The sequence below is a fragment of the Bacillota bacterium genome (genome assembly GCA_040757205.1).
GTDB lineage: Bacteria > Bacillota > Desulfotomaculia > Desulfotomaculales > Desulforudaceae > Desulforudis.
Genome location: JBFLXL010000003.1, coordinates 45224 through 62088, shown reverse-complemented (window position 1 = coordinate 62088; position 16865 = coordinate 45224). Strand labels below are relative to the sequence as shown.

Annotated in this window: 31 protein-coding genes; 29 read left to right on the top strand and 2 right to left on the bottom strand. The window is 59.5% G+C overall.

Annotated features, from left to right (window positions below; translation table 11 throughout):
• The first annotated feature begins 2 nt into the window (after nucleotides 1–2).
• From AB1402_03210 to AB1402_03200, 3 genes are read left to right on the top strand one after another with little or no spacing between them, the layout of a single operon-like run.
• On the top strand, nucleotides 3–1442 hold the full coding sequence (locus AB1402_03210; GenBank protein MEW6540613.1) for a nickel-dependent hydrogenase large subunit: 1440 nt from the start codon (nucleotides 3–5) through the stop codon (nucleotides 1440–1442).
• Between the two features lie 39 nt (nucleotides 1443–1481).
• Nucleotides 1482–2042: a cytochrome b/b6 domain-containing protein gene (locus AB1402_03205; protein ID MEW6540612.1), complete on the top strand. Its 561-nt coding sequence runs from the start codon at nucleotides 1482–1484 to the stop codon at nucleotides 2040–2042.
• Between the two features lie 11 nt (nucleotides 2043–2053).
• Complete coding sequence (locus AB1402_03200) at nucleotides 2054–2308, top strand: hypothetical protein (GenBank protein ID MEW6540611.1); 255 nt, start codon at nucleotides 2054–2056, stop codon at nucleotides 2306–2308.
• Between the two features lie 400 nt (nucleotides 2309–2708).
• Here the strand turns inward: AB1402_03200 and AB1402_03195 are convergent, their stop codons facing one another.
• Nucleotides 2709–3512: a S24 family peptidase gene (locus tag AB1402_03195; protein MEW6540610.1), complete on the bottom strand. Its 804-nt coding sequence runs from the start codon at nucleotides 3510–3512 to the stop codon at nucleotides 2709–2711.
• A gap of 221 nt (nucleotides 3513–3733) precedes the next feature.
• Between AB1402_03195 and AB1402_03190 the strand changes: the two genes are divergently transcribed.
• The gene (locus AB1402_03190) at nucleotides 3734–3946 is read left to right on the top strand and encodes a helix-turn-helix transcriptional regulator (GenBank protein MEW6540609.1); all 213 of its coding nucleotides are present in this window, start codon (nucleotides 3734–3736) and stop codon (nucleotides 3944–3946) included.
• A 33-nt stretch (nucleotides 3947–3979) separates the two neighbouring features.
• Nucleotides 3980–4384: a hypothetical protein gene (locus AB1402_03185; protein MEW6540608.1), complete on the top strand. Its 405-nt coding sequence runs from the start codon at nucleotides 3980–3982 to the stop codon at nucleotides 4382–4384.
• Nucleotides 4385–4504: 120 nt separating this feature from the next.
• Here the strand turns inward: AB1402_03185 and AB1402_03180 are convergent, their stop codons facing one another.
• Nucleotides 4505–4693, bottom strand: a complete 189-nt coding sequence (locus AB1402_03180) for a hypothetical protein (protein MEW6540607.1) — start codon at nucleotides 4691–4693, stop codon at nucleotides 4505–4507.
• Nucleotides 4694–4845: 152 nt separating this feature from the next.
• On the opposite strand from AB1402_03180, the gene AB1402_03175 reads away from it, so the two are divergent.
• The 24 genes from AB1402_03175 (at nucleotide 4846) to AB1402_03060 (ending at nucleotide 16854) form a co-directional block, all read left to right on the top strand.
• Nucleotides 4846–5037, top strand: a complete 192-nt coding sequence (locus tag AB1402_03175; protein MEW6540606.1) for a hypothetical protein — start codon at nucleotides 4846–4848, stop codon at nucleotides 5035–5037.
• Between the two features lie 45 nt (nucleotides 5038–5082).
• Entirely contained in the window at nucleotides 5083–7260 is a 2178-nt protein-coding gene (locus AB1402_03170; GenBank protein MEW6540605.1) for a Mu transposase C-terminal domain-containing protein, read from the top strand.
• 57 nt (nucleotides 7261–7317) lie between these two features.
• Complete coding sequence (locus tag AB1402_03165; GenBank protein ID MEW6540604.1) at nucleotides 7318–8331, top strand: AAA family ATPase; 1014 nt, start codon at nucleotides 7318–7320, stop codon at nucleotides 8329–8331.
• 34 nt (nucleotides 8332–8365) lie between these two features.
• Complete coding sequence (locus tag AB1402_03160) at nucleotides 8366–8542, top strand: hypothetical protein (GenBank protein ID MEW6540603.1); 177 nt, start codon at nucleotides 8366–8368, stop codon at nucleotides 8540–8542.
• A gap of 110 nt (nucleotides 8543–8652) precedes the next feature.
• Nucleotides 8653–8856: a hypothetical protein gene (locus AB1402_03155; GenBank protein MEW6540602.1), complete on the top strand. Its 204-nt coding sequence runs from the start codon at nucleotides 8653–8655 to the stop codon at nucleotides 8854–8856.
• Between the two features lie 325 nt (nucleotides 8857–9181).
• Nucleotides 9182–9412: a hypothetical protein gene (locus tag AB1402_03150; GenBank protein MEW6540601.1), complete on the top strand. Its 231-nt coding sequence runs from the start codon at nucleotides 9182–9184 to the stop codon at nucleotides 9410–9412.
• 6 nt (nucleotides 9413–9418) lie between these two features.
• On the top strand, nucleotides 9419–9766 hold the full coding sequence (locus AB1402_03145) for a hypothetical protein (GenBank protein MEW6540600.1): 348 nt from the start codon (nucleotides 9419–9421) through the stop codon (nucleotides 9764–9766).
• 126 nt (nucleotides 9767–9892) lie between these two features.
• Nucleotides 9893–10348 carry a 3D domain-containing protein gene (locus tag AB1402_03140; GenBank protein ID MEW6540599.1) on the top strand — a complete coding sequence of 152 codons (456 nt, stop codon included), beginning with the start codon at nucleotides 9893–9895 and terminating at the stop codon, nucleotides 10346–10348.
• A 151-nt stretch (nucleotides 10349–10499) separates the two neighbouring features.
• Nucleotides 10500–10640: a hypothetical protein gene (locus AB1402_03135; GenBank protein ID MEW6540598.1), complete on the top strand. Its 141-nt coding sequence runs from the start codon at nucleotides 10500–10502 to the stop codon at nucleotides 10638–10640.
• A 4-nt stretch (nucleotides 10641–10644) separates the two neighbouring features.
• Complete coding sequence (locus AB1402_03130; protein ID MEW6540597.1) at nucleotides 10645–11082, top strand: hypothetical protein; 438 nt, start codon at nucleotides 10645–10647, stop codon at nucleotides 11080–11082.
• The gene (locus tag AB1402_03125; protein ID MEW6540596.1) at nucleotides 11082–11297 is read left to right on the top strand and encodes a hypothetical protein; all 216 of its coding nucleotides are present in this window, start codon (nucleotides 11082–11084) and stop codon (nucleotides 11295–11297) included. The genes AB1402_03130 and AB1402_03125 overlap by 1 nt, the downstream gene beginning before the upstream one ends.
• Nucleotides 11298–11300: 3 nt before the next feature.
• On the top strand, nucleotides 11301–11813 hold the full coding sequence (locus tag AB1402_03120; protein ID MEW6540595.1) for a host-nuclease inhibitor Gam family protein: 513 nt from the start codon (nucleotides 11301–11303) through the stop codon (nucleotides 11811–11813).
• Nucleotides 11814–11900: 87 nt separating this feature from the next.
• A complete protein-coding gene (locus AB1402_03115; GenBank protein ID MEW6540594.1) occupies nucleotides 11901–12257 on the top strand; it encodes a hypothetical protein in 357 nt (118 codons plus the stop codon).
• A gap of 16 nt (nucleotides 12258–12273) precedes the next feature.
• Nucleotides 12274–12510, top strand: coding sequence for a hypothetical protein (locus AB1402_03110; GenBank protein MEW6540593.1), 237 nt, complete (start codon nucleotides 12274–12276; stop codon nucleotides 12508–12510).
• A 15-nt stretch (nucleotides 12511–12525) separates the two neighbouring features.
• Nucleotides 12526–12942 (top strand): hypothetical protein, encoded by a 417-nt coding sequence (locus AB1402_03105; protein ID MEW6540592.1) that lies wholly within the window; start codon nucleotides 12526–12528, stop codon nucleotides 12940–12942.
• Nucleotides 12935–13339 carry a regulatory protein GemA gene (locus AB1402_03100; protein MEW6540591.1) on the top strand — a complete coding sequence of 135 codons (405 nt, stop codon included), beginning with the start codon at nucleotides 12935–12937 and terminating at the stop codon, nucleotides 13337–13339. Before AB1402_03105 ends, AB1402_03100 begins: the two co-directional genes overlap by 8 nt.
• Before the next feature lie 17 nt (nucleotides 13340–13356).
• Nucleotides 13357–13662: a Mor transcription activator family protein gene (locus AB1402_03095; GenBank protein ID MEW6540590.1), complete on the top strand. Its 306-nt coding sequence runs from the start codon at nucleotides 13357–13359 to the stop codon at nucleotides 13660–13662.
• 281 nt (nucleotides 13663–13943) lie between these two features.
• Nucleotides 13944–14240 (top strand): hypothetical protein, encoded by a 297-nt coding sequence (locus tag AB1402_03090; protein MEW6540589.1) that lies wholly within the window; start codon nucleotides 13944–13946, stop codon nucleotides 14238–14240.
• On the top strand, nucleotides 14240–14557 hold the full coding sequence (locus AB1402_03085) for a hypothetical protein (GenBank protein ID MEW6540588.1): 318 nt from the start codon (nucleotides 14240–14242) through the stop codon (nucleotides 14555–14557). Before AB1402_03090 ends, AB1402_03085 begins: the two co-directional genes overlap by 1 nt.
• Nucleotides 14557–15135 carry a phage protein Gp27 family protein gene (locus tag AB1402_03080; protein ID MEW6540587.1) on the top strand — a complete coding sequence of 193 codons (579 nt, stop codon included), beginning with the start codon at nucleotides 14557–14559 and terminating at the stop codon, nucleotides 15133–15135. The genes AB1402_03085 and AB1402_03080 overlap by 1 nt, the downstream gene beginning before the upstream one ends.
• Complete coding sequence (gene loaP / locus AB1402_03075; GenBank protein ID MEW6540586.1) at nucleotides 15128–15625, top strand: antiterminator LoaP; 498 nt, start codon at nucleotides 15128–15130, stop codon at nucleotides 15623–15625. The genes AB1402_03080 and loaP overlap by 8 nt, the downstream gene beginning before the upstream one ends.
• 127 nt (nucleotides 15626–15752) lie before the next feature.
• On the top strand, nucleotides 15753–16031 hold the full coding sequence (locus AB1402_03070; GenBank protein ID MEW6540585.1) for a hypothetical protein: 279 nt from the start codon (nucleotides 15753–15755) through the stop codon (nucleotides 16029–16031).
• Entirely contained in the window at nucleotides 16000–16659 is a 660-nt protein-coding gene (locus AB1402_03065) for a peptidoglycan recognition family protein (GenBank protein ID MEW6540584.1), read from the top strand. Before AB1402_03070 ends, AB1402_03065 begins: the two co-directional genes overlap by 32 nt.
• 3 nt (nucleotides 16660–16662) lie before the next feature.
• Entirely contained in the window at nucleotides 16663–16854 is a 192-nt protein-coding gene (locus AB1402_03060; protein MEW6540583.1) for a hypothetical protein, read from the top strand.
• The last annotated feature ends 11 nt before the right edge of the window (nucleotides 16855–16865 follow it).

Sequence of the window (16865 nt, the reverse complement as noted above, 5' to 3'; positions counted from 1 at the left end):
CATTGGCGGCAGACGCGGAAAAAGGGCAAAAGATCGTGATCAACCCCACCACCCGCACCGTGGGCGCCAGTCAGATCGAGGCGCGGGTCGAAGGGGGACGTGTGATCCACGCCCGCTGCGGCGCCACCGTCTTCCGGGGTTTCGAATTGATCCTGCGGGACCGGGACCCGCGGGACGCGGCCTACATCACTCAGCGCATCTGCGGCATCTGCCCCACGGCGCACGCCGTCGCCGCCTCCTTTGCGGTCGAGGACCTGGCGGGGGTACGGCCGCCGCACAACGGCAACCTCTTGCGAAACCTCATCTTCGCCGGCGACATGCTCCAGAACCATATCCGGCACTTCTACCTGTTTGCCGTCCCGGACTACGTCCGGTTACCGGAGCTCCGGCCCCTGGTTCCCCCGCCGACCACCGACTACCGCCTGCCCCGGGCGAAAAACGAGCGGCTGGTCGACAGTTACTTTCAGGCCGTCGACGTGAGCCGGAAGGCGTACGAGATCAACGCCCTGCTGGGCGGCAAGGCGCCTCACCCGCACGGCATCATCCCCGGGGGCTCAAGCGTCCCGGTGACCGCCATCACCGTTTTGAACCTGCTTTCGATCGTAAAGTCGATCCAGAAGTTTATCGAGGAGCGGATGCTGCCGGACGTGCACACCCTGGCCGAGCACTATCCCGATTATTTTGAGATCGGCGTACGGGGAGCCGATTTCTTGAGCTTCGGGCTGTTTCCCCTGGACCCGGAGACTTCGGAAGACTATTTCCCGGGGGCGGCCGTGATCGATGGCCGCATGGAGGCGGTTGATTTAGGGGAGATCACCGAACACCTGCGCTACAGCCACTTCGACGGTGAAGAGGCCGCCCACCCGGCCCGGGGTGAAACCCGGCCCGACCCCGACAAACCAGGGGGCTACTCCTGGTGCAAGGCGCCCCGCTACCGCGGCCGGGCGCTGGAAGGCGGGCCGCTGGCCCAGCTTTGGGCACGGGGCGACTACCGCCGGGGCGTTTCGGTGATGGACCGCCTGATTGCCCGGTCCCTGATCTCCCGCGAGGTGGCCGTGCTGATGCGGAAATGGCTGACGGCCTTGATCCCGGGCGAGCCGGTGTTCAACCGCTACCGGGTTCCCGAATCCGGCGCCGGGGTGGGATTGACCGGGGCCATGCGCGGGGGGGTGGGACACTGGCTCGAGGTGGAGGGCGGCCGCATCAAACACTACCAGATCATCACCCCCACGGCCTGGAACTTCTCGCCCCACGACGACCAAGGGGGCCTGGGCCCGGTGGAGGAGGCCCTCATCGGCACTCCGGTGGCCGACGCTGAAAAACCGGTCGAGATCGCACGCGTGCTCCATTCCTTCGATCCCTGCATGTCGTGCGTGGCCCACGTGATTGTCCTCGATGAAAAAGAAAAAGGGGGACAGTCCCCTATTTTTCAAGGGAGGTAGGTCGGGCTTAAAGTGTCGACGAAAAAGGGGTGAAGAATAGTGGGTAAACTGCGGCATCCGTTGCCGATAAGGCTCTTTCATTGGCTGCTGGTGCCCACCTTGGCCCTGGAGGTGGCCACCGGGTTTTACCTTACCAACCCGTCGCGGCGCTGGGGTTTCCGGAGCATGCGCCCGGCGAAAAAGATCCATTTTGTGGCCGGTTACCTGCTGACGGCGCTTTTCGCCGCCTACCTCTACGGGCGGGACAAGACCGAGATCGTGCCGGAGCCTAAGGACCTCGGCCCCCGGCTGAAGAAGTTCCTGGCCTACGAGTTCTTCCTGACCCCCCGGAAACCGAAGTTCCCCAAATACAATCCGTTCCAGAAATTTTTGTACACCTTCTGGCTGGTGCTGATCCCCTACGCCCTGCTCCTGGGCTGGTTCCTGTACTTCCCCCGGTTCTTCGCCCGGTGGATCAACCTTTTCGGGGGCTTAAACAACATCCGCCGGATGATTTACCTGTGCAGCGTCCTGCTCGCCGCCTCCATCGCCGGGCACGTGTACTTCGCCCTGACCAGCAACACGGCCTTCCTCAAGTCCATCTTCACCGGGCGCACCTGAGGAAGCCGGGGATGCCGGTGGCCGACCTGCAGCGTTATAATACCAACATGAGCGAAAACGCACCGGGGAACAAAGTGGCCGTCATTATGCGGAGAATCGGGGGCAAGGCCGGGTACGACGTGAGCGTCCGCGACCCGGAAGCGACCGTTGAGGACTACCTGGCGGCGCTCGACCGGGCGATCCTGGTGTCAGTTCTCACAGGGAATGCGAATAACCCACTACCCGGGAAACCGACGGAAAACCCCCTGTTAGCCCGGTTAAAGTGAGACATACCAGGGGGCGGGCGGCCCGGGCGGGCAACATGGAAACTGAACGGCTGTGAGATTTTTTGCGGCCGTTTTTTGGTTTTGGCCGGCGTGCAACGGTGGAGATAACGGTTTGTAACGATGGGCCGTTTTGTAGGCGTTACGAAAAGTGGTGTTGGCGTTACAAGCCAGTAATAACAGGCGTTAGAAGACTTAACGCTTTAAGAGAATAAGGCGTTCGGGGGGCGCGATCCGAACGGTGTGGTAGCGAAGTACCGTCCCCGGATTGGTAAAGCCGTATTGGTAAAGTGGTCAAGTGGTAAAGGCTGGCGTTAAAGTCAGGTGGCACAAGGGCTTGAGGGTGATAAAAGGTATTGGGAAAGAGTTTTTTGCGCATTTCCATGTAAGCCATGGCATAAACTCACTCATCTCCCATGAAGTGGCGCAATCCCTGATCGGCATCCGCTCGTTTAATGGTGCCGACCACACGGCCGATGACCACAGCTCCATCTTTAACCGTCATTGAGGAATAATGCGGGTTTGCTGGTTTTAAGACTAGAGCATCGCCATGATAGTGGCAATATTTAATAGTTAGATCCTCGCCGATTCGGATGAGGGCTATGTCGCCACTCTCAACTTGGGCCTGGCGGCGTATAAGGACTAGATCACCATCTGCGATGTCGGCACCGACCATGCTGTCTCCCTTAGCTCTGACCAAAAAGGCGGCACCCCGGACCATACGCTGATTAACTGGAATATAGCCTTCCAGAATCTCATCAACAAATATAGGCACACCAGCAGGAGCGCTGCCCAGAACAGGGAGAAAAACATCAGTATCTTTATAGTCCCAAGGCTCTCTTTCCTCGGCGACCCCATACCCTGTTTTGATGGTTAGTTCGGCGTGTCGTTTCTTTAACGCTACGCCCCTTCGCTTGCGTCTCCACACGAGGTACCCAGCATATCGTTCCACATCGTACCTTTCCTCATCAGTCAGTCCTCTCAAAAACAATGCAGTGGCTGGTTGATCCTTGCCTGTCAGCAGCCAATCTGTGCTCACATCGAAAAGGTTCGCCAACGCAAGGATGAACTTCCCACCCGGCATGCTCAGGTCCTTTTCCCATTTTGTGGCGCTGCCTGATGATGAACCTATAGCCTCTTCTAGCGCTGCAGTTGATAGACCCTCTCGCCGCCGAAGGTAGCGTATTCGCTTCCCAATCGTATCCAAGTAAACACTTCCCCAAATCACTGAATAGAATCAGCACTTGCGCAGGATACACTATAAAAACCAAGTTTACCAGGGGTTCATGTGCTGAACTTTTTCAGGATTGCAATTGACATTGCTGAAAAGATTCAGTATACTGTGTAATAACTTACACTTGATTGTAGCACGAACGTAACGGCCTTCCAAGTAGGAGAAATTGTCGGGAGGAGGCGGCGGAGCGCGGGATGGGCAGGCGAACATTGACATCCTTCGGCCTGGCGGTGAAAAGACGCCTACTGGAGCGGGGCATGACCCAGAAGCAACTGGCCGAAAAGCTAGGCATTAGCGAAATCCGCGTTTCTGAGGCACTCTATGGAGCTGTATCTGGCAAGAAACACAAAGAGCTGATCGCAACGGAATTGGGGATAAAATTGCCCACGAAGACCAGAAGGCAGTGAGCCCAGGCTCGGATTTAAAGGGTGTGACAATCAGTGCAGGTCAGCTTGTTTGATTCGGACAAAGTCGGTTCCGGCCAGCGGGAAATACTGATTCCCGCTCGTCCGGTTTTGTCTGAACTGCAGCGGATGCAGCGGCGGATCAGAAACCTTGAGCACAGCCTGTTGGCGCTGGAACAGGTAATCCGGGAGGCCAGCGCCGGCCAGCAAAGCCGCCATCCCGGCTTCGATCCGGAAGCACTGGCCTACCTGGAGTCGTTGTACGCGGACAATCCGGGGTGGAAGACGGCGCAGTTGGTCCGGGCGCTGCAGAGCGAAGCGGCCGCCCAGGGCTGGCGGATCGGGGTGTATCAGACGATCTATAGGCTGGTGGCGAAGCTGCGGCAGGGCAAGCGGCTGTATGTTCCCCCGCCGGAAGGGGGTGAGGCGGAACGGCAGTGAACCAGCGGAGCTGTGAGAATGACCGTTACCGACTTTAAGGGGGCAATGAGAATGCGGCGATCCCTTTGCCGACAAAACAAAAAGCCCCGTTGCCGGGGCCGAGGTTGTGCAAATTCAGGTTCACGGTTTTTTATGTTTTGTCGGGTCAACGATCTGGTATCCTTGGCCAGGCTTCGGGGTAGGCGGGAAAGGCTCACCCTTGACCACGGTTCTTTCAACTCCGGTCCGACGGCCACGAGGCCCAACGATCTCAGCTTGACCGGAGCGCGGGACTTTTTCTCCCGGTTTGTGCACGGGTTTCTTCGACAACGAAATCACCTCCTTAGAAGTAATTATACATGTTTTTCGGGGGAATGCGGATGAAAATTCCTCAACATGTAAGAATTGGCGGTCATTCATTTCAGGTGTCTATAGTGGAGATTGTCAACAAACATGTTCCGAGGCGGGCGGAGATAGATCATTTGGAAAACAAGATACGAATTAATGATGCTATGAGTCACAGCCGCCAGGAACAATCACTGCTTCACGAGATACTGCACGAGATCGACCAACAATGCGCAATCGGGCTGGATGAAGACGCTGTGGCCCGACTGGCTGAAAGCCTCTACGCAGCAATTAAAATCAACAAATTGTACTTCGGGTTAGAAGACTAATCAGGCCAGCACTTACCTACTTACCTGCGGAGAGGAGGGTTATGGGTGCAACCGACAGCGCGGGAGACGTGGCTGACCACCAGCCAGGCGGCGGAGCTTGAAGGGATCTCTCGCCAGGCTGCGCACTCTAGGGCGAAGACCGGTGCCTGGACAGTCAAAACCGAAAGGGCTGGTCGGGGCGGCGGTAACGGCGGCCAGCGCTATCTGATTGCACTCTCCTCTCTCTCGGTGGTGGCGCGGCAGCGCTGGTATGAGCGGTACGCTAAAGAGCCCGAGCGGGCAGCCGGGGCCGGACCGGTGCCGGCACCGGCGGAAGAACCGGAAAGTCAGAACCGGCCGGAATCGGTGCCGGCACCGGCTTCCCCGGCGGCCCGGCCGGTGAACCTGGCCGAGGTCAAGGCGCTCGTGGGCGAAGAGCGCTTCCAGGTGCTCTTGGCGGCAGCGGAGATGAAGGCCGAAGCAGCACGGGGGCTGCTGGCGGTTGACATGCGCGGCCAGAAGAAGCAGGCGGCGGTGGAAATCGCCGCACGGCACGGCGTCACGTGGCAAACGATTTACCGCTGGGTGGACGCATATCAGGAAGCAGGGACGGTGGGACTTATGGAGGCACCCCCGAGGTTGCACGTGGGCACCGTCCGCAGGTCGGTGCCGGCGGAAGTGGAAGAGTACGCCTGGGTTACACACCTCCGGCGCGACAGGCCGGGGCGGGGCACGCTCAAGGTCAGCAAAGTGTATGACAAGTGCGTGAAGTTCTGCGATCAACAGGGGATCAAGCCCCCCAGCCGGGCGACCGTTTATCGGCTCATAAGCGAAAAACGCGGCGAGGACCCGGGCTTGATTTGCCTGATCGAGGAAGGCGAAGAGGAATACAACAAGAGGGTTAGCGAGAAGGTCATCCGCAAGGAGCCGGACTTTGTGAACCAAGTGTGGATGGGCGACCACCGGCGGATGGACTTCTTTGTCATTTACAACGGCCGGCCGGTGCGCCCTTGGCTGACAACCTGGATGGATGTTTGCTCGCGGGTGATCGTTGGCTGGTCTCTTTCTATTCAGGCGAACGGCCGGACCATTGCTCTGGCACTGCGGCACGGTATCTGGCACAAACGGCTGCCGCGCTGGGACCGGGAGATCAGCCCGGCCTTGCGGTTGCACCTGGACAGCCTGGACTGGGACTGGGATGAAATCGCCGGCTGTGCCGGCCAGGAGCTACCCTTCAGCGGCCTGCCTTCTGTGCTGTACATCGACAATGGCGAAGACTACAAGGCAAAACTGAAGAAGGGCACGGCACATCCAGGTTTTGAGTATTCCCGCGAGGTTCGCGGTGCCTGCGAATCACTGGGCATCAAGCCCCAATTCTGCACAAAATACTCTCCCTGGGGCAAAGCCCATATGGAGCGCTGGTATGGTACGCTGGCGAACCAGTTTGACCGCGACCTGCCGAGTTACTGCGGCAAGGACAACAAGCAGCGGCCGCACGATCTTGATGAGAAACAAATGGCGGCACGTGGTGAATTGCTTGATGTTGAGGAAGCGGCCTTTTTGGTTGAGATGTATATCCACCGGTACCACAACGCGGTACACAGCACCCTGGGAATGACCCCGATCCAAAAATACGAGTCAACACCCAAAGCTCGGGCCGGGATGCCGGAGTTGCGCGCTTTGGACATCTGCCTGATGGATGTGGAGAAGGCCACCGTTTCCGCCAGCGGCATTCAGCGGTTCGGTATCCGGGGGCGGCCGCGCTACTACAAGCACGAACTGCTGATGGACAAGTACGTGGGCCGGAAGGTGGTCATCCGCTACGATCCCAACCGGCTCGGGGAGATACGGGTCTTTGACCCGAAGACCGGCCGCGAGATCTGCACGGCGACCAACGCGGAACTCTTAAGCTGGGATGCGTCCAAAGACGATATCGCGGCGATCCGCAAGGCCAACGCCGCCCGGAAGAAGGACTTGAAGCGGCGGCTTAAGGAGTCCGGGAAGCAAAGCGTCGAGGCGGTGGCCAGGGCGCGGCGGGCGGCCGGGCCGGCGATGACCAGCGGCGAAATCGACGGCGACAAGAAGCCCGACACTCGCTACATCACGGGGTTCGAGCGCCGCGCGGCCAATGCGCCAAGGACTGAGGGCGGGCAGCCGCCGGCCAATGAGGCCAAGGCGACCCGGAAGAAGGCGGCCGGAAGCCGGTTCGATGACTTCTTGCGCAAGGCGGGCAGTGAAATCTAGGTTCCAAATTCTATCAAAGGGGGAGTTGTTGTGGGTCAGGCGCTGGAGCAAACCGTATTGGAGATCCATCAGCAGCAGGATGGCTGGAGCCCGGAGCGGCGGTTGCTGCACAAAGTCGTCAAAGAAGAGGGCACCAGCGTAGCGGATGTCGCCCGGGCCATCGGCAAGCACCGGAGCGCCGTAAGTCTGTACCTGAGCGGCAAGTACTCAAGCGCGCGCACGCTGGAGCCTCTCATCCGGGATTATCTCAAAAGCACTGGCTATTGGCAAGAGGGCGATAGCGCTATCGCTACGGATGGGACGGTTGACGACGAGACGGCGACGGCGCCGGACAGGCTCCCGGCGGATGGTTGGATGAGGTCAATCCGGGAGCTGGGGCTGGTGCCCACGCGGGACATGGAGCGGATCTGGGGCGTATGCAAGAAGTGCCACGACTCTGTTGAGATGGGCGTCATCACCGGGGACCCGGGCGCGGGCAAAAGCTTCGCGCTTGAGGAGTATGAGCAGCGGGCCGCCGTGCCGATGGTGTGCATCACGTGCGACACCACCAGCACGAAGCGCAGCATCTTGGCGGACACCGCGGAAGCACTGGGCCTGAAGGATTACGGTTCCTCGGCCATGCTACTGAAGCGGATCGTTAAAAGCCTGAAGCAAAAACCCCGCCTCCTGGTCTATGACGAGGCGGATCTGATGAAGAATGACGTCGTGCTGGAGACGGTGCGGGCGATCTACGACAAGGCCCGGGTGGGCGTGGTGCTGGTCGGCAATGAGGTGCTGGCGGAAAAGATCCTCCTCTATGCCGAGGACCGGCCGGAAATGGCCCGTCTGCGCGACCGCATCGGGTATTACGTGCGACTGAACGGCCTGACCGATGAGGAAGCCCACGTGTTCCTGGCACGGATCAACGCGACGCCAGCGGCCAGGCGGCTGCTGTGCGCCATAGGCGCCAGGCGTGGTATTCGCCAGTTAGTCAAAGCGCTGGGGCGGCTCTTGGATGTGACCCAGGGCGAGCAGATCACCGAGGACCTGGTCGAAGAGCTGGGCCAGATCGTGCTGAGTTTCAAGGCGTAGATGCCGAAACCCTCGGCGCAAGGGGTGATTAGCAATGGAGAAGGCGGTCCGGGATTGGATAGAGGCAAGCTTCCATTTGGATGCGATCAGGGTCGAGGACTTCCCCCTGCTCCCGGCCGGCCAGATGATCACCGACCGGTATGGGGCGACGATGGTGGTGTACTGGGACATCGCACGGGAGCGGGTGGCCTGGGCGTGGGTGCCGAGTTAACGCCGAAACCCCGGGCTCAGCCCGGGGTCGTGACGGGGGGCTTCCCCGCACCTGATGGCCGCGCATAGCGCGGGCCGGGAAACCGGTGGCAAGCCGAGAGGAGGAATCGCATGTCTCACATGATCCTAAAGCGCAAGCCCTACAAGTTGAACGGCCAGATCATCCGGGCCGCGCTGACGGCTCGGACGGATGAGTTCCTGGAGCGTGCTGGGCGCGGACTCATCGAGGACAAGCTGAGCTGGCTGGGCTGGGCCGTGGTTGTCTTGGCCGGCCTGATGCTGGCCGGACAGATGATCAGATGGGCGGTGATGTAGGTGCTGTACGGCGAAGCATGGGAAATCTTGCAGGTATATGCCCCGGATGCCTTGCCCCTCTTCGTTGACGGGTGGCAGCGATGGCCTGACGAACGGGCGGCTAACGAAACATCCCGGGCTTTCAGACGGCTGGACATTCCGGAAGCCGTGGATGCTTCAAGTGGTTCGGACCGCCATTATCAAGCGGGCGGCGATAGTGGAGGCCGGTTTTGATGCACTCAACAGCTAACTGCTTCGTGTGCGGCCGACCTCTCGGCCTGCCGTGGTCGGGGGGGGGGGCGGGACGACTTATCACTTGTGCCTGGTCTGTTGGGTGATGCACCTGGTGCGCAACCAGCGGGCGGCGGCACTGGGCAAGGCCCGGGCTGGCGAGATCGCTGTGATTCGCCACCGGCACCGGGGGCGGCTGATCGTCAAGGTGCTCTGCAGCGATCCGGACAAGCTCCGGAGCTGGTGCCGAACAAACGGGATACCGGATTCTTGGATGCACGTGAGCAACAGCGGCCTCCCCCACTTTGATCTGTGGGGGGCGGCGGCGGAGCGGATTGTGAGGTGAGATTTGATGCCCGAGCAAAGCCTGCGGGCCTGGGTGGTAACGGATGCTCTCGGCAGCCAGGTGGTATTCACCCGGACGCGCGATGAGGCATTCGAGGCGGTAGAAGACCCTCAAATGGTGCCGACCAACCCCTCAATTTCGGTCCGGCGCGTCAAGGAGTTTGACCAATACGCGGAGGCCGGCCGGGTACCGGCCCGGGTACTGGTGGAAAAGGGCTGGCAGGTGCCTTGCCGGCGGTGCGGTGGGCTGGTGAGCGAAGGCGACCGGCGTGTTGGCGCGGAGATCGAGGACGAAGCGCTTTGTGCCATGTGCGTGCCGGAAGCGTACGAGGTGATGGATGATGGTGTTGGCTGATTGGGTTGCTGCCGGGTTTATCGCCTTGGCCCTGGTCACGTTGGCCGGGTTGGCGGCGCGGAACGGTTAAAGATTCTGCCTGCGGTACTGCTCTTGCTTGGTCTCCTGGTCATCGGGTGCAGCTATTTGTCCGGAGCCGATAGGCTGCAGAAGGAACTTGCCGGCAGACAGGAGCTGCTGGACCTCAACCGGATGCTGCTGGACGAGATTGTTGAGCTGCGGCGGGAAAACGAGGAGTTGCGGGCGCGGTGGCAGGAGTGGGTGGAAATCTGGCAGGTGGAGACGTTCGAGTCCACAGCTTACACCGCGCAGTGCGGGAATGGCGACGGTTTCACAGCCAGCATGACTATTCCGGTACCGGGACATACCGTGGCGGTGGACCCCGGAGTCATCCCCCTGGGCAGCTGGATCTACGTTCAGGGGCTGGGTTGGCGGATGGCCGAAGACACGGGAGCGGCCATCCGGGGCAGGTCAATCGATCTTTATATGGGCGCCGGGTCGGCGGCCAGGAACGACGCTCTGCGCTGGGGACGCAAGCAGGTGCTGGTTGCTTATAAGACGGCCCCAGTGATGGCGAGGTGACCACCGGTGGCCAGAAGATCACCCCCCCCCCACTGTACCTGCACTGCAGGGGTTGTATCGCCCGGGGGATGTAGTCGAAATCGACTGGGCGGCGGGTGGCATAAGAGAAGAAAATGCGCGCGATTACGGCAATGTTGGGGAGATCGTTAAGGTGCTCCCGCGGTTCCTGGAGGTTCGCCACCGACTGGGGTTCACGTTCTCGGTGTCGAGGAGTCACATCATTAGCGGGGTCCGGGTCCGCGTGGTCCAGCGCGACGGCCCGGCCCGGCAGGAACAGAGAAAGGGGGGATGATCAGATGAGAGCTGATGGGGACAGTGCGCCGGTGCCACCGGCGGTGACTGAGGCCGGAGACCTGGAATTGGCGCTCCAAACAGATGGAGTCCCTAAAGGCCAGGACTGGCGCGAGGCCCTGTGGAAGCGCAAGCAGAAGCTCATCGGCGTAAGCCTCAGACCCAGCAAGATGCCGGCAGCCGGAGAATCCGGACGTGTGTCATCCACCTGTGAGTCCGAGGCGGCCGGGCCGGAAGCCCTGACCGTCAGCGAAGTGATCAACATCCTTCAGGAGTTGCGCCGGGATGCTGAATGCTGTGCAGAGCTTCTTGCAGAGAGCAGCTTAACCAGCAATGTCGCCGCGACGCTACGGCAATATGCGGATGAATGTGAGTCGAGGCTCAGGCAGATAGAGTCGGCAAAGGTGGTGCTGCCGGCGGAACTCAAAGGGAGGGGTACTTGATGCCAAAGAGAGGGAAGTATCGGCTCAACGATGCAGGCGATGGTTATATGCCGGTCTGCGGAAACTGCGAAAAAGCGTTTCCGGACGCGGAGATTGGAACCGCAAAGAACTACCCCGACGACGGTCTTGTGGCTGTGTTCTTTGAGTGCGGCTATTGCGGCGAGGAATCGGTGCATTATTACCAACCCTATGAAGGGGACATAAAGGAGAGATAACGCATGGCACGGGTGAGAATCGAAGGCACTGCGTTACGGAGCTGGGATGATGTGAACCTCAATTTAAAAGAGATCGGGGAATGTGAGCTGGCCGTCGAGGCTATTGAGGCTGAGCTGACAGAGATGATCCACGATCTGAAGTTGGATGCCGAGATGCGGGCCAAGCCGCACAAGGATCGGGTCAAAAAGCTTGAGGTGGAAATCAAGGAGTTCACCGAGGCCCGCCGCGACGACCTGGGCAAGAAAAAAACGATGCTTCTGAACTTCGGCAAGTTGGGCTTTCGGAAGAGCACGAAGGTCAAGTTGCCCCGGGCAGCCAACAGGCTGGCGGAGATCATTAGAAACCTCAAGGCTTTTGGGATGACCGACTGTGTGGTGCAGCCACCGGAAAAGGTGGACAAGGAAGCACTGAAAAAGTACCCCCCGGCCGAGATCTTAAAGGTGGGCGCGGGTGTCGATGTGGACGATGTGTTTTGGTACGAGTGGGATCGTGAAAGGCTGCGTGATCAGGGCTGAGGGGATGTTCCCCTCTCCCCTTCCTGTTACCAGGGCGCTGTCCGGGTGACGGGAAGAGGAGCCGCGAAAGGGGGTTGTCGGTGAACGGTGACGCCAAAGGGGTCTGAGACGGGTTACGCGGAGGACGAAAAGGCACTAGTCAACTATCTCAAGGAAGCGCTCAAGAAGCGCGGGGTGCTCCGTTTCCCCCGCGACTGGCACCTGCGGCAACTGGCAACGGCCAGGGTGATGCTGGCCGGCCGAAATGCTCCGAGCTTGGATGAGTGGCGTAAATGCATTGACTGGGCGTTTACGGAGCCGTACTGGAAAAACCGGATTGATCACTTGGCAAGAATCGAAGGACTGTGGCCGAGGTATGTTCTACAAGCCCGACCTGGCACGGGCGGCGATTCCAGGGACCGGAAGAAAGAACGGGAGATGATCAAGAAGCTGTATCTTAGTTGATTGGCGGGTGACACCGATGAGGAAAAGGCGGGTAACGGTTTTTCTCACCGGACACTTTGTGGAGCGCTACCAGGAGAGGATCGGGAATGCATCTCCCGCGGCGCAGCGGGCCTGGATCGCAAATACGATCCGAAAGCGAAGCCTGAAAAGGCTTGAGGACGGCAAGTACCACGTGAGGCTCCGGGGGAGCTCCCGGGCCGTGGTGCTGGCTCGGGAATACGACGGAATGTTTGTAGCGGTAACCGTCAGGTGATGCGAGGTGGCACAGGTGGATCAGACAAGTTTGATGCCCCAGATGTCTCCGGAAGAGCGACGGGTGGCCGAAATCATCGCCAAGTGCCGGGGCCGGGGCAAAGCTGTCCAGGCCCGGCACGTCGGTTACAAGGTTGGCCTCCCCGAGCGCAAAGTCCGGGAGATCATCAAAAAGCTGGTCGAGCAGCACCATTTGCCCATCGGCAGCACCAGTGCGGTAGACGGCGGGTACTACATGATCACAGAACTCAAGGAACTGCGCCAGGTGCGTGCCTCTCTAGTCCGCCGGGCGGTGTCGATCTTGGGGCGGGCCAAAGCGTATGACCGGGCCGGGTGGGTGGCGGAGATGGCCGGCCAGTTGGCGCTGAAGCTGGAAGCGGATCGGGAGCCTGAGCAAAGCTCGTTGTGGGAGGAGGTCAAAGCAGATGGGTGAACCGATCACGGCGGCGCAGCGCAAGAAGATCTTCGCGGTGACGCGGGAACTGGGAATTGACGACGATCTGCGGCGGGCTATCATCCAAAACGTGGCCGGCAAGGAGAGCATGTCAAAGCTCACAAAGGCGGAGGCGATCCGGGTGATTGATGAACTTGAGCGCCGGATCGGCCGCGCGCGATCCGGACGGGCCAGCAGGAAACAGATCTGGAAGATCAACGAACTGGCCCGGGCGCTGGGCTGGGCGGACAATCCCAGGCGGGTCCAAGGTTTTGTGAAGAAGTACGCTGGCGTGGACCGGCTGGAGTGGTTGACGACCGCCCAGGCATGGCGGGTAATCGAGGGACTTAAGAAGCTCTTGGAGCGCCAGGAGCAAGGCGCTGCCGAAGAAACCTAAAGGAGGAGCGTGAGGCGATGCGGGAGCTGCAGGAGCGGGATAACATCGAGATTGAGACGGAAGATCTGCCGGAGCCGTATCACCGGATGGCGGAGCTGATCGGGCTCGAAGCAACCCTTTTGCTGGCCCACGAGTTCGGCGGGCGGCAGCTTTACTTTCCGCAACCGGCACGCATAGTCCAAGAAGCCCGTGACCGGCGGATCAGGGCGGAGTTCAATGGATACAACATTGATGATTTGTCCCGTAAATTCGAGATGTCGGAACGCAGTATTCGAAGAGTTATTGAGAATTCGCCATTGTCAGTCAGCCTTAAAGGACTTTAGCTCGGACACGTTTCAGTAAAACGTGTCAACAAAACGTGTCAACAACTTGTGACCAATCCGCAAAATCAAAGGAATTATCGGTACAATTAACCAAAGTAAAGATGCAACAGAAAGCAACATTAGTCGAAGCCCTTAGCCAAAACGGGCTTTTGTGAGGAGCTTCGCCCCGGCCGACGGGTTGCCGCGCGCCGGGAAGGAAGGGCGGCGGAGCAGCATCCTGTGGCTGGTGGGGACCGGGATGCAAACCATCTAAACCATCTATCTATTCGGGAGGTAGCTCAATGGATCTCTCCTGGGTGGTGCAAACGGCCACACTGCTGGCGATTAGTACGATAGCCTATTTCTTGCGAGATCTGAAAAAGCGGATCGACGAGGAAATCAAGGAGAACAAGGAAGCAATCGCCCAGGTGAGCCGGGACTGCCAGGATGAGGCCCGGCGGCTGGAGAGGGGCCTGAATGAACTGAAGGCCGATCTGCCGTTTATTTACACCGCCAAGGACGACTTCATCCGCTTTGCCGGCATCCTGGAAAAGAAACTAGACAGGATTCAGTCGTGGATCGAAAGGAAGGGTGCGTAATGGAGAGCCCGGAGCGGACGATGGAAATAAGGAAAAACAAGGCAATCAGGGGATATATCCTGAGGAGCCTCTTGAAGTCGCAGAACTTAACGCTTTTTTGCCGCCAGATCGCCTCTTCCCTTTTCGGGGACGGCCTGATTGTCTCATACGATATCGGCAACTACATCAACTACTTGGAGCAAAAGGGCTATATCGAGTTCACGGATGACAAGATCAAGTCCTATAACGTGCTCAAGGATGACATTGCCGTGCGGTTGACGCCCACGGGGATCGACCTGCTGGAGGGTTCCCGGGAAGATCCCGGGGTTGACGTGTAATGGGCAAGGAGCGTGAACGCCACCGGATCAAGTCACGGGTGGACGAACTTCCGGAAGATGTCCGTGCGCGGCTGGATGAGATGCTGGCCAACGTGAACTATACCTACGAGCAGATCGCGGCCGAAATTACATCACGGGGGCATGGAGCCTTTCGGATATCAAAATCCAGCGTCGGACGGTATGCGCTGAACAAGAACGCGGCCGCCCGGCGGCTGAAGGAAGCGTATGAGAAGACCCGGCTCCTGGTCCAGACTGTTAAGGAGAACCAGAACATCGAGGCCTCGGACGCCGCAGAGACGATCTTGATCAATGCCCTGACCGAGCGATTGGCCACCGCCGAGGATGAGTGGGATCGAATGCCTCTGGACAAGGTGGGCCGGCTCCTGGTCTACCTGCAGAGGAGTATCGTCCACAAGGAGAAGTTCCGGGCGGAGCAGGGTCGGCTGATTAAACAAGCCGTCCAGGAGGTCAAGGATGAGCTGGCCAAGGAGCTGAAGCGCAACCCCGATCTGCATGAGAAGATCTGCTGCTTGTTGGATGACAAGATCGTCTCCCGCTTAGAGGACAAGGATGGTTGAGTGGTATGTACTGCATACCAAAACGGCGCAAGAGGCTGAGGTCAGCCGCCGCGTGCGGGACGCGGGGATTCACGCCCTGGTCCCCCGCCGACAGATGATGGAGCGGCGACGCGGCGTGACAAAAAAGGTGACCAGGTGTTTGTTTCCGGGCTATGTGTTCGTAAACACAGCATTGGAGCCGAATGACTACTACACACTCACTGGAATTGGCGGCGTAATCCGGATCTTGGGCGCCGGCAGACCGCAGCCGGTACGGCCGGCGGAGATGAACCGGGTACTTAGCCTGGTGCGGGACGATGAACTGATCGGTGTATCGACTGCCTTGCTTGAGCGGGATGGGGTCCGGATAGTGTCGGGACCGTTGCGGGGTTTAGAGGGGCAAATCGTTAAGTTGGATCGGCGCAAGGGCCGGGCGAAGGTCAATATCCCACTGTTTGGCGAGCCCAAGATCATTGAGTTGAGCGTAAACGTGTTGCAAAAGTCCGAGTAAGGACCGCGCCTGTTTCGGCGGTGCAGTTCGAGCCAGGATGTTAAAGGGACTGACTTTGGCCGCGATGAGGGCCAAATGGCGTAGCACGGCCAAAATCAGCCCCTTTTGTGTGGTAAGGTGTGAGCTTATGGGTGAGAGCCTGAAAAAAATAGAAGATCGCTTCAGCGCCCCCAGGCAGTTCAGTTTTAAGGACGGTCTGGCGGTCTCCTTTGTGCTGGTTTATCTGCCTATGATCATCGCCAGTTATTTTGGATACGGCGAAGAATGGGCGGTGGACCAACTGGGGCGGATGATCCAGATTATTCTGGGTGGCTACTTCGTGCATGAGGTGGCCCGGATGGGCACGGATGCGTATCAATCGAGGAGGGATTATCGTGCAGATCACAGAGACGGGCCTCCGGTTTAATGGCGCTCTGCCCCCGCGGGCAAGCACTCGGCGCATCGTGGTACACCACACCGCATCGGGGGACGTTTCAATTGAGACTGTTCACCAATGGCATAGAAGCCATCCCAATAATTGGGCCGGTGTGGGATACCACTATCTTTTGCGCCGGAACGGCGTTATCGAGCGGGGCCGGCCCGAGCATATGCAGGGAGCCCACGCGCCGGTTGCAAACGCTGACGGAATCGGTATCGCCCTGGCCGGTGATTTTACAAGTGCGCGACCGGCGCCGGAGCAGATGCAGTCGCTGGCTTGGCTCATCGGGGACATCCGGAGGCGATATGGCAACATCCCGGTGATCGGCCATAAAGATGTGGGTGCCACAGCCTGCCCAGGGACGATGTTCCCCTGGGCAGAGCTGGAAAAGTTGCTGGAGGCAGGCAGTGCCGGCGTCGGCGTCGGCGTCACGGTACTCTTTAATGGTCGGCGGACGAAGATCCCGGCGCAGATCGTGGACGGGCGGACCCAGATGCAACTGGATAGCCAGTGGGTGCAGCTGCGGAGCGTAATTGAGATGATTCCGCAGGCAACCATCGACTGGGACGCGACCACGCAGACGGTGGATGTAATTGTTCCCGCAAAGGGGGTGTAGGCCATGCAAAGACCCTTTTTTGACCGGCTGAAGTCCCGGAAGTTCCTTGTGGCCTTGGCGAACTTCGGATTTGTGGTGTTAAACGAAATCCTGGGAGCCCCGGTCGACCGGGAGGCGTACTTCGCCATCACCGGCGGGGTCATCGCCTTCATAGTCGGCGAGAGTTATGTGGACGGCAAGGCGGTAGGGAGATAAGGGGCGTGGCG

Coding starts and splice junctions, on each gene's coding strand:
- AB1402_03200 (MEW6540611.1), top strand. CDS start 2,054: ATGCCGGTGGCCGACCTGCAGCGTTATAATACCAACATGAGCGAAAAC.
- AB1402_03190 (MEW6540609.1), top strand. CDS start 3,734: ATGGGCAGGCGAACATTGACATCCTTCGGCCTGGCGGTGAAAAGACGC.
- AB1402_03160 (MEW6540603.1), top strand. CDS start 8,366: ATGGAGAAGGCGGTCCGGGATTGGATAGAGGCAAGCTTCCATTTGGAT.
- AB1402_03155 (MEW6540602.1), top strand. CDS start 8,653: ATGTCTCACATGATCCTAAAGCGCAAGCCCTACAAGTTGAACGGCCAG.
- AB1402_03145 (MEW6540600.1), top strand. CDS start 9,419: ATGCCCGAGCAAAGCCTGCGGGCCTGGGTGGTAACGGATGCTCTCGGC.
- AB1402_03130 (MEW6540597.1), top strand. CDS start 10,645: ATGAGAGCTGATGGGGACAGTGCGCCGGTGCCACCGGCGGTGACTGAG.
- AB1402_03125 (MEW6540596.1), top strand. CDS start 11,082: ATGCCAAAGAGAGGGAAGTATCGGCTCAACGATGCAGGCGATGGTTAT.
- AB1402_03120 (MEW6540595.1), top strand. CDS start 11,301: ATGGCACGGGTGAGAATCGAAGGCACTGCGTTACGGAGCTGGGATGAT.
- AB1402_03110 (MEW6540593.1), top strand. CDS start 12,274: ATGAGGAAAAGGCGGGTAACGGTTTTTCTCACCGGACACTTTGTGGAG.
- AB1402_03100 (MEW6540591.1), top strand. CDS start 12,935: ATGGGTGAACCGATCACGGCGGCGCAGCGCAAGAAGATCTTCGCGGTG.
- AB1402_03095 (MEW6540590.1), top strand. CDS start 13,357: ATGCGGGAGCTGCAGGAGCGGGATAACATCGAGATTGAGACGGAAGAT.
- AB1402_03090 (MEW6540589.1), top strand. CDS start 13,944: ATGGATCTCTCCTGGGTGGTGCAAACGGCCACACTGCTGGCGATTAGT.
- AB1402_03085 (MEW6540588.1), top strand. CDS start 14,240: ATGGAGAGCCCGGAGCGGACGATGGAAATAAGGAAAAACAAGGCAATC.
- AB1402_03080 (MEW6540587.1), top strand. CDS start 14,557: ATGGGCAAGGAGCGTGAACGCCACCGGATCAAGTCACGGGTGGACGAA.
- loaP (MEW6540586.1), top strand. CDS start 15,128: ATGGTTGAGTGGTATGTACTGCATACCAAAACGGCGCAAGAGGCTGAG.
- AB1402_03070 (MEW6540585.1), top strand. CDS start 15,753: ATGGGTGAGAGCCTGAAAAAAATAGAAGATCGCTTCAGCGCCCCCAGG.
- AB1402_03060 (MEW6540583.1), top strand. CDS start 16,663: ATGCAAAGACCCTTTTTTGACCGGCTGAAGTCCCGGAAGTTCCTTGTG.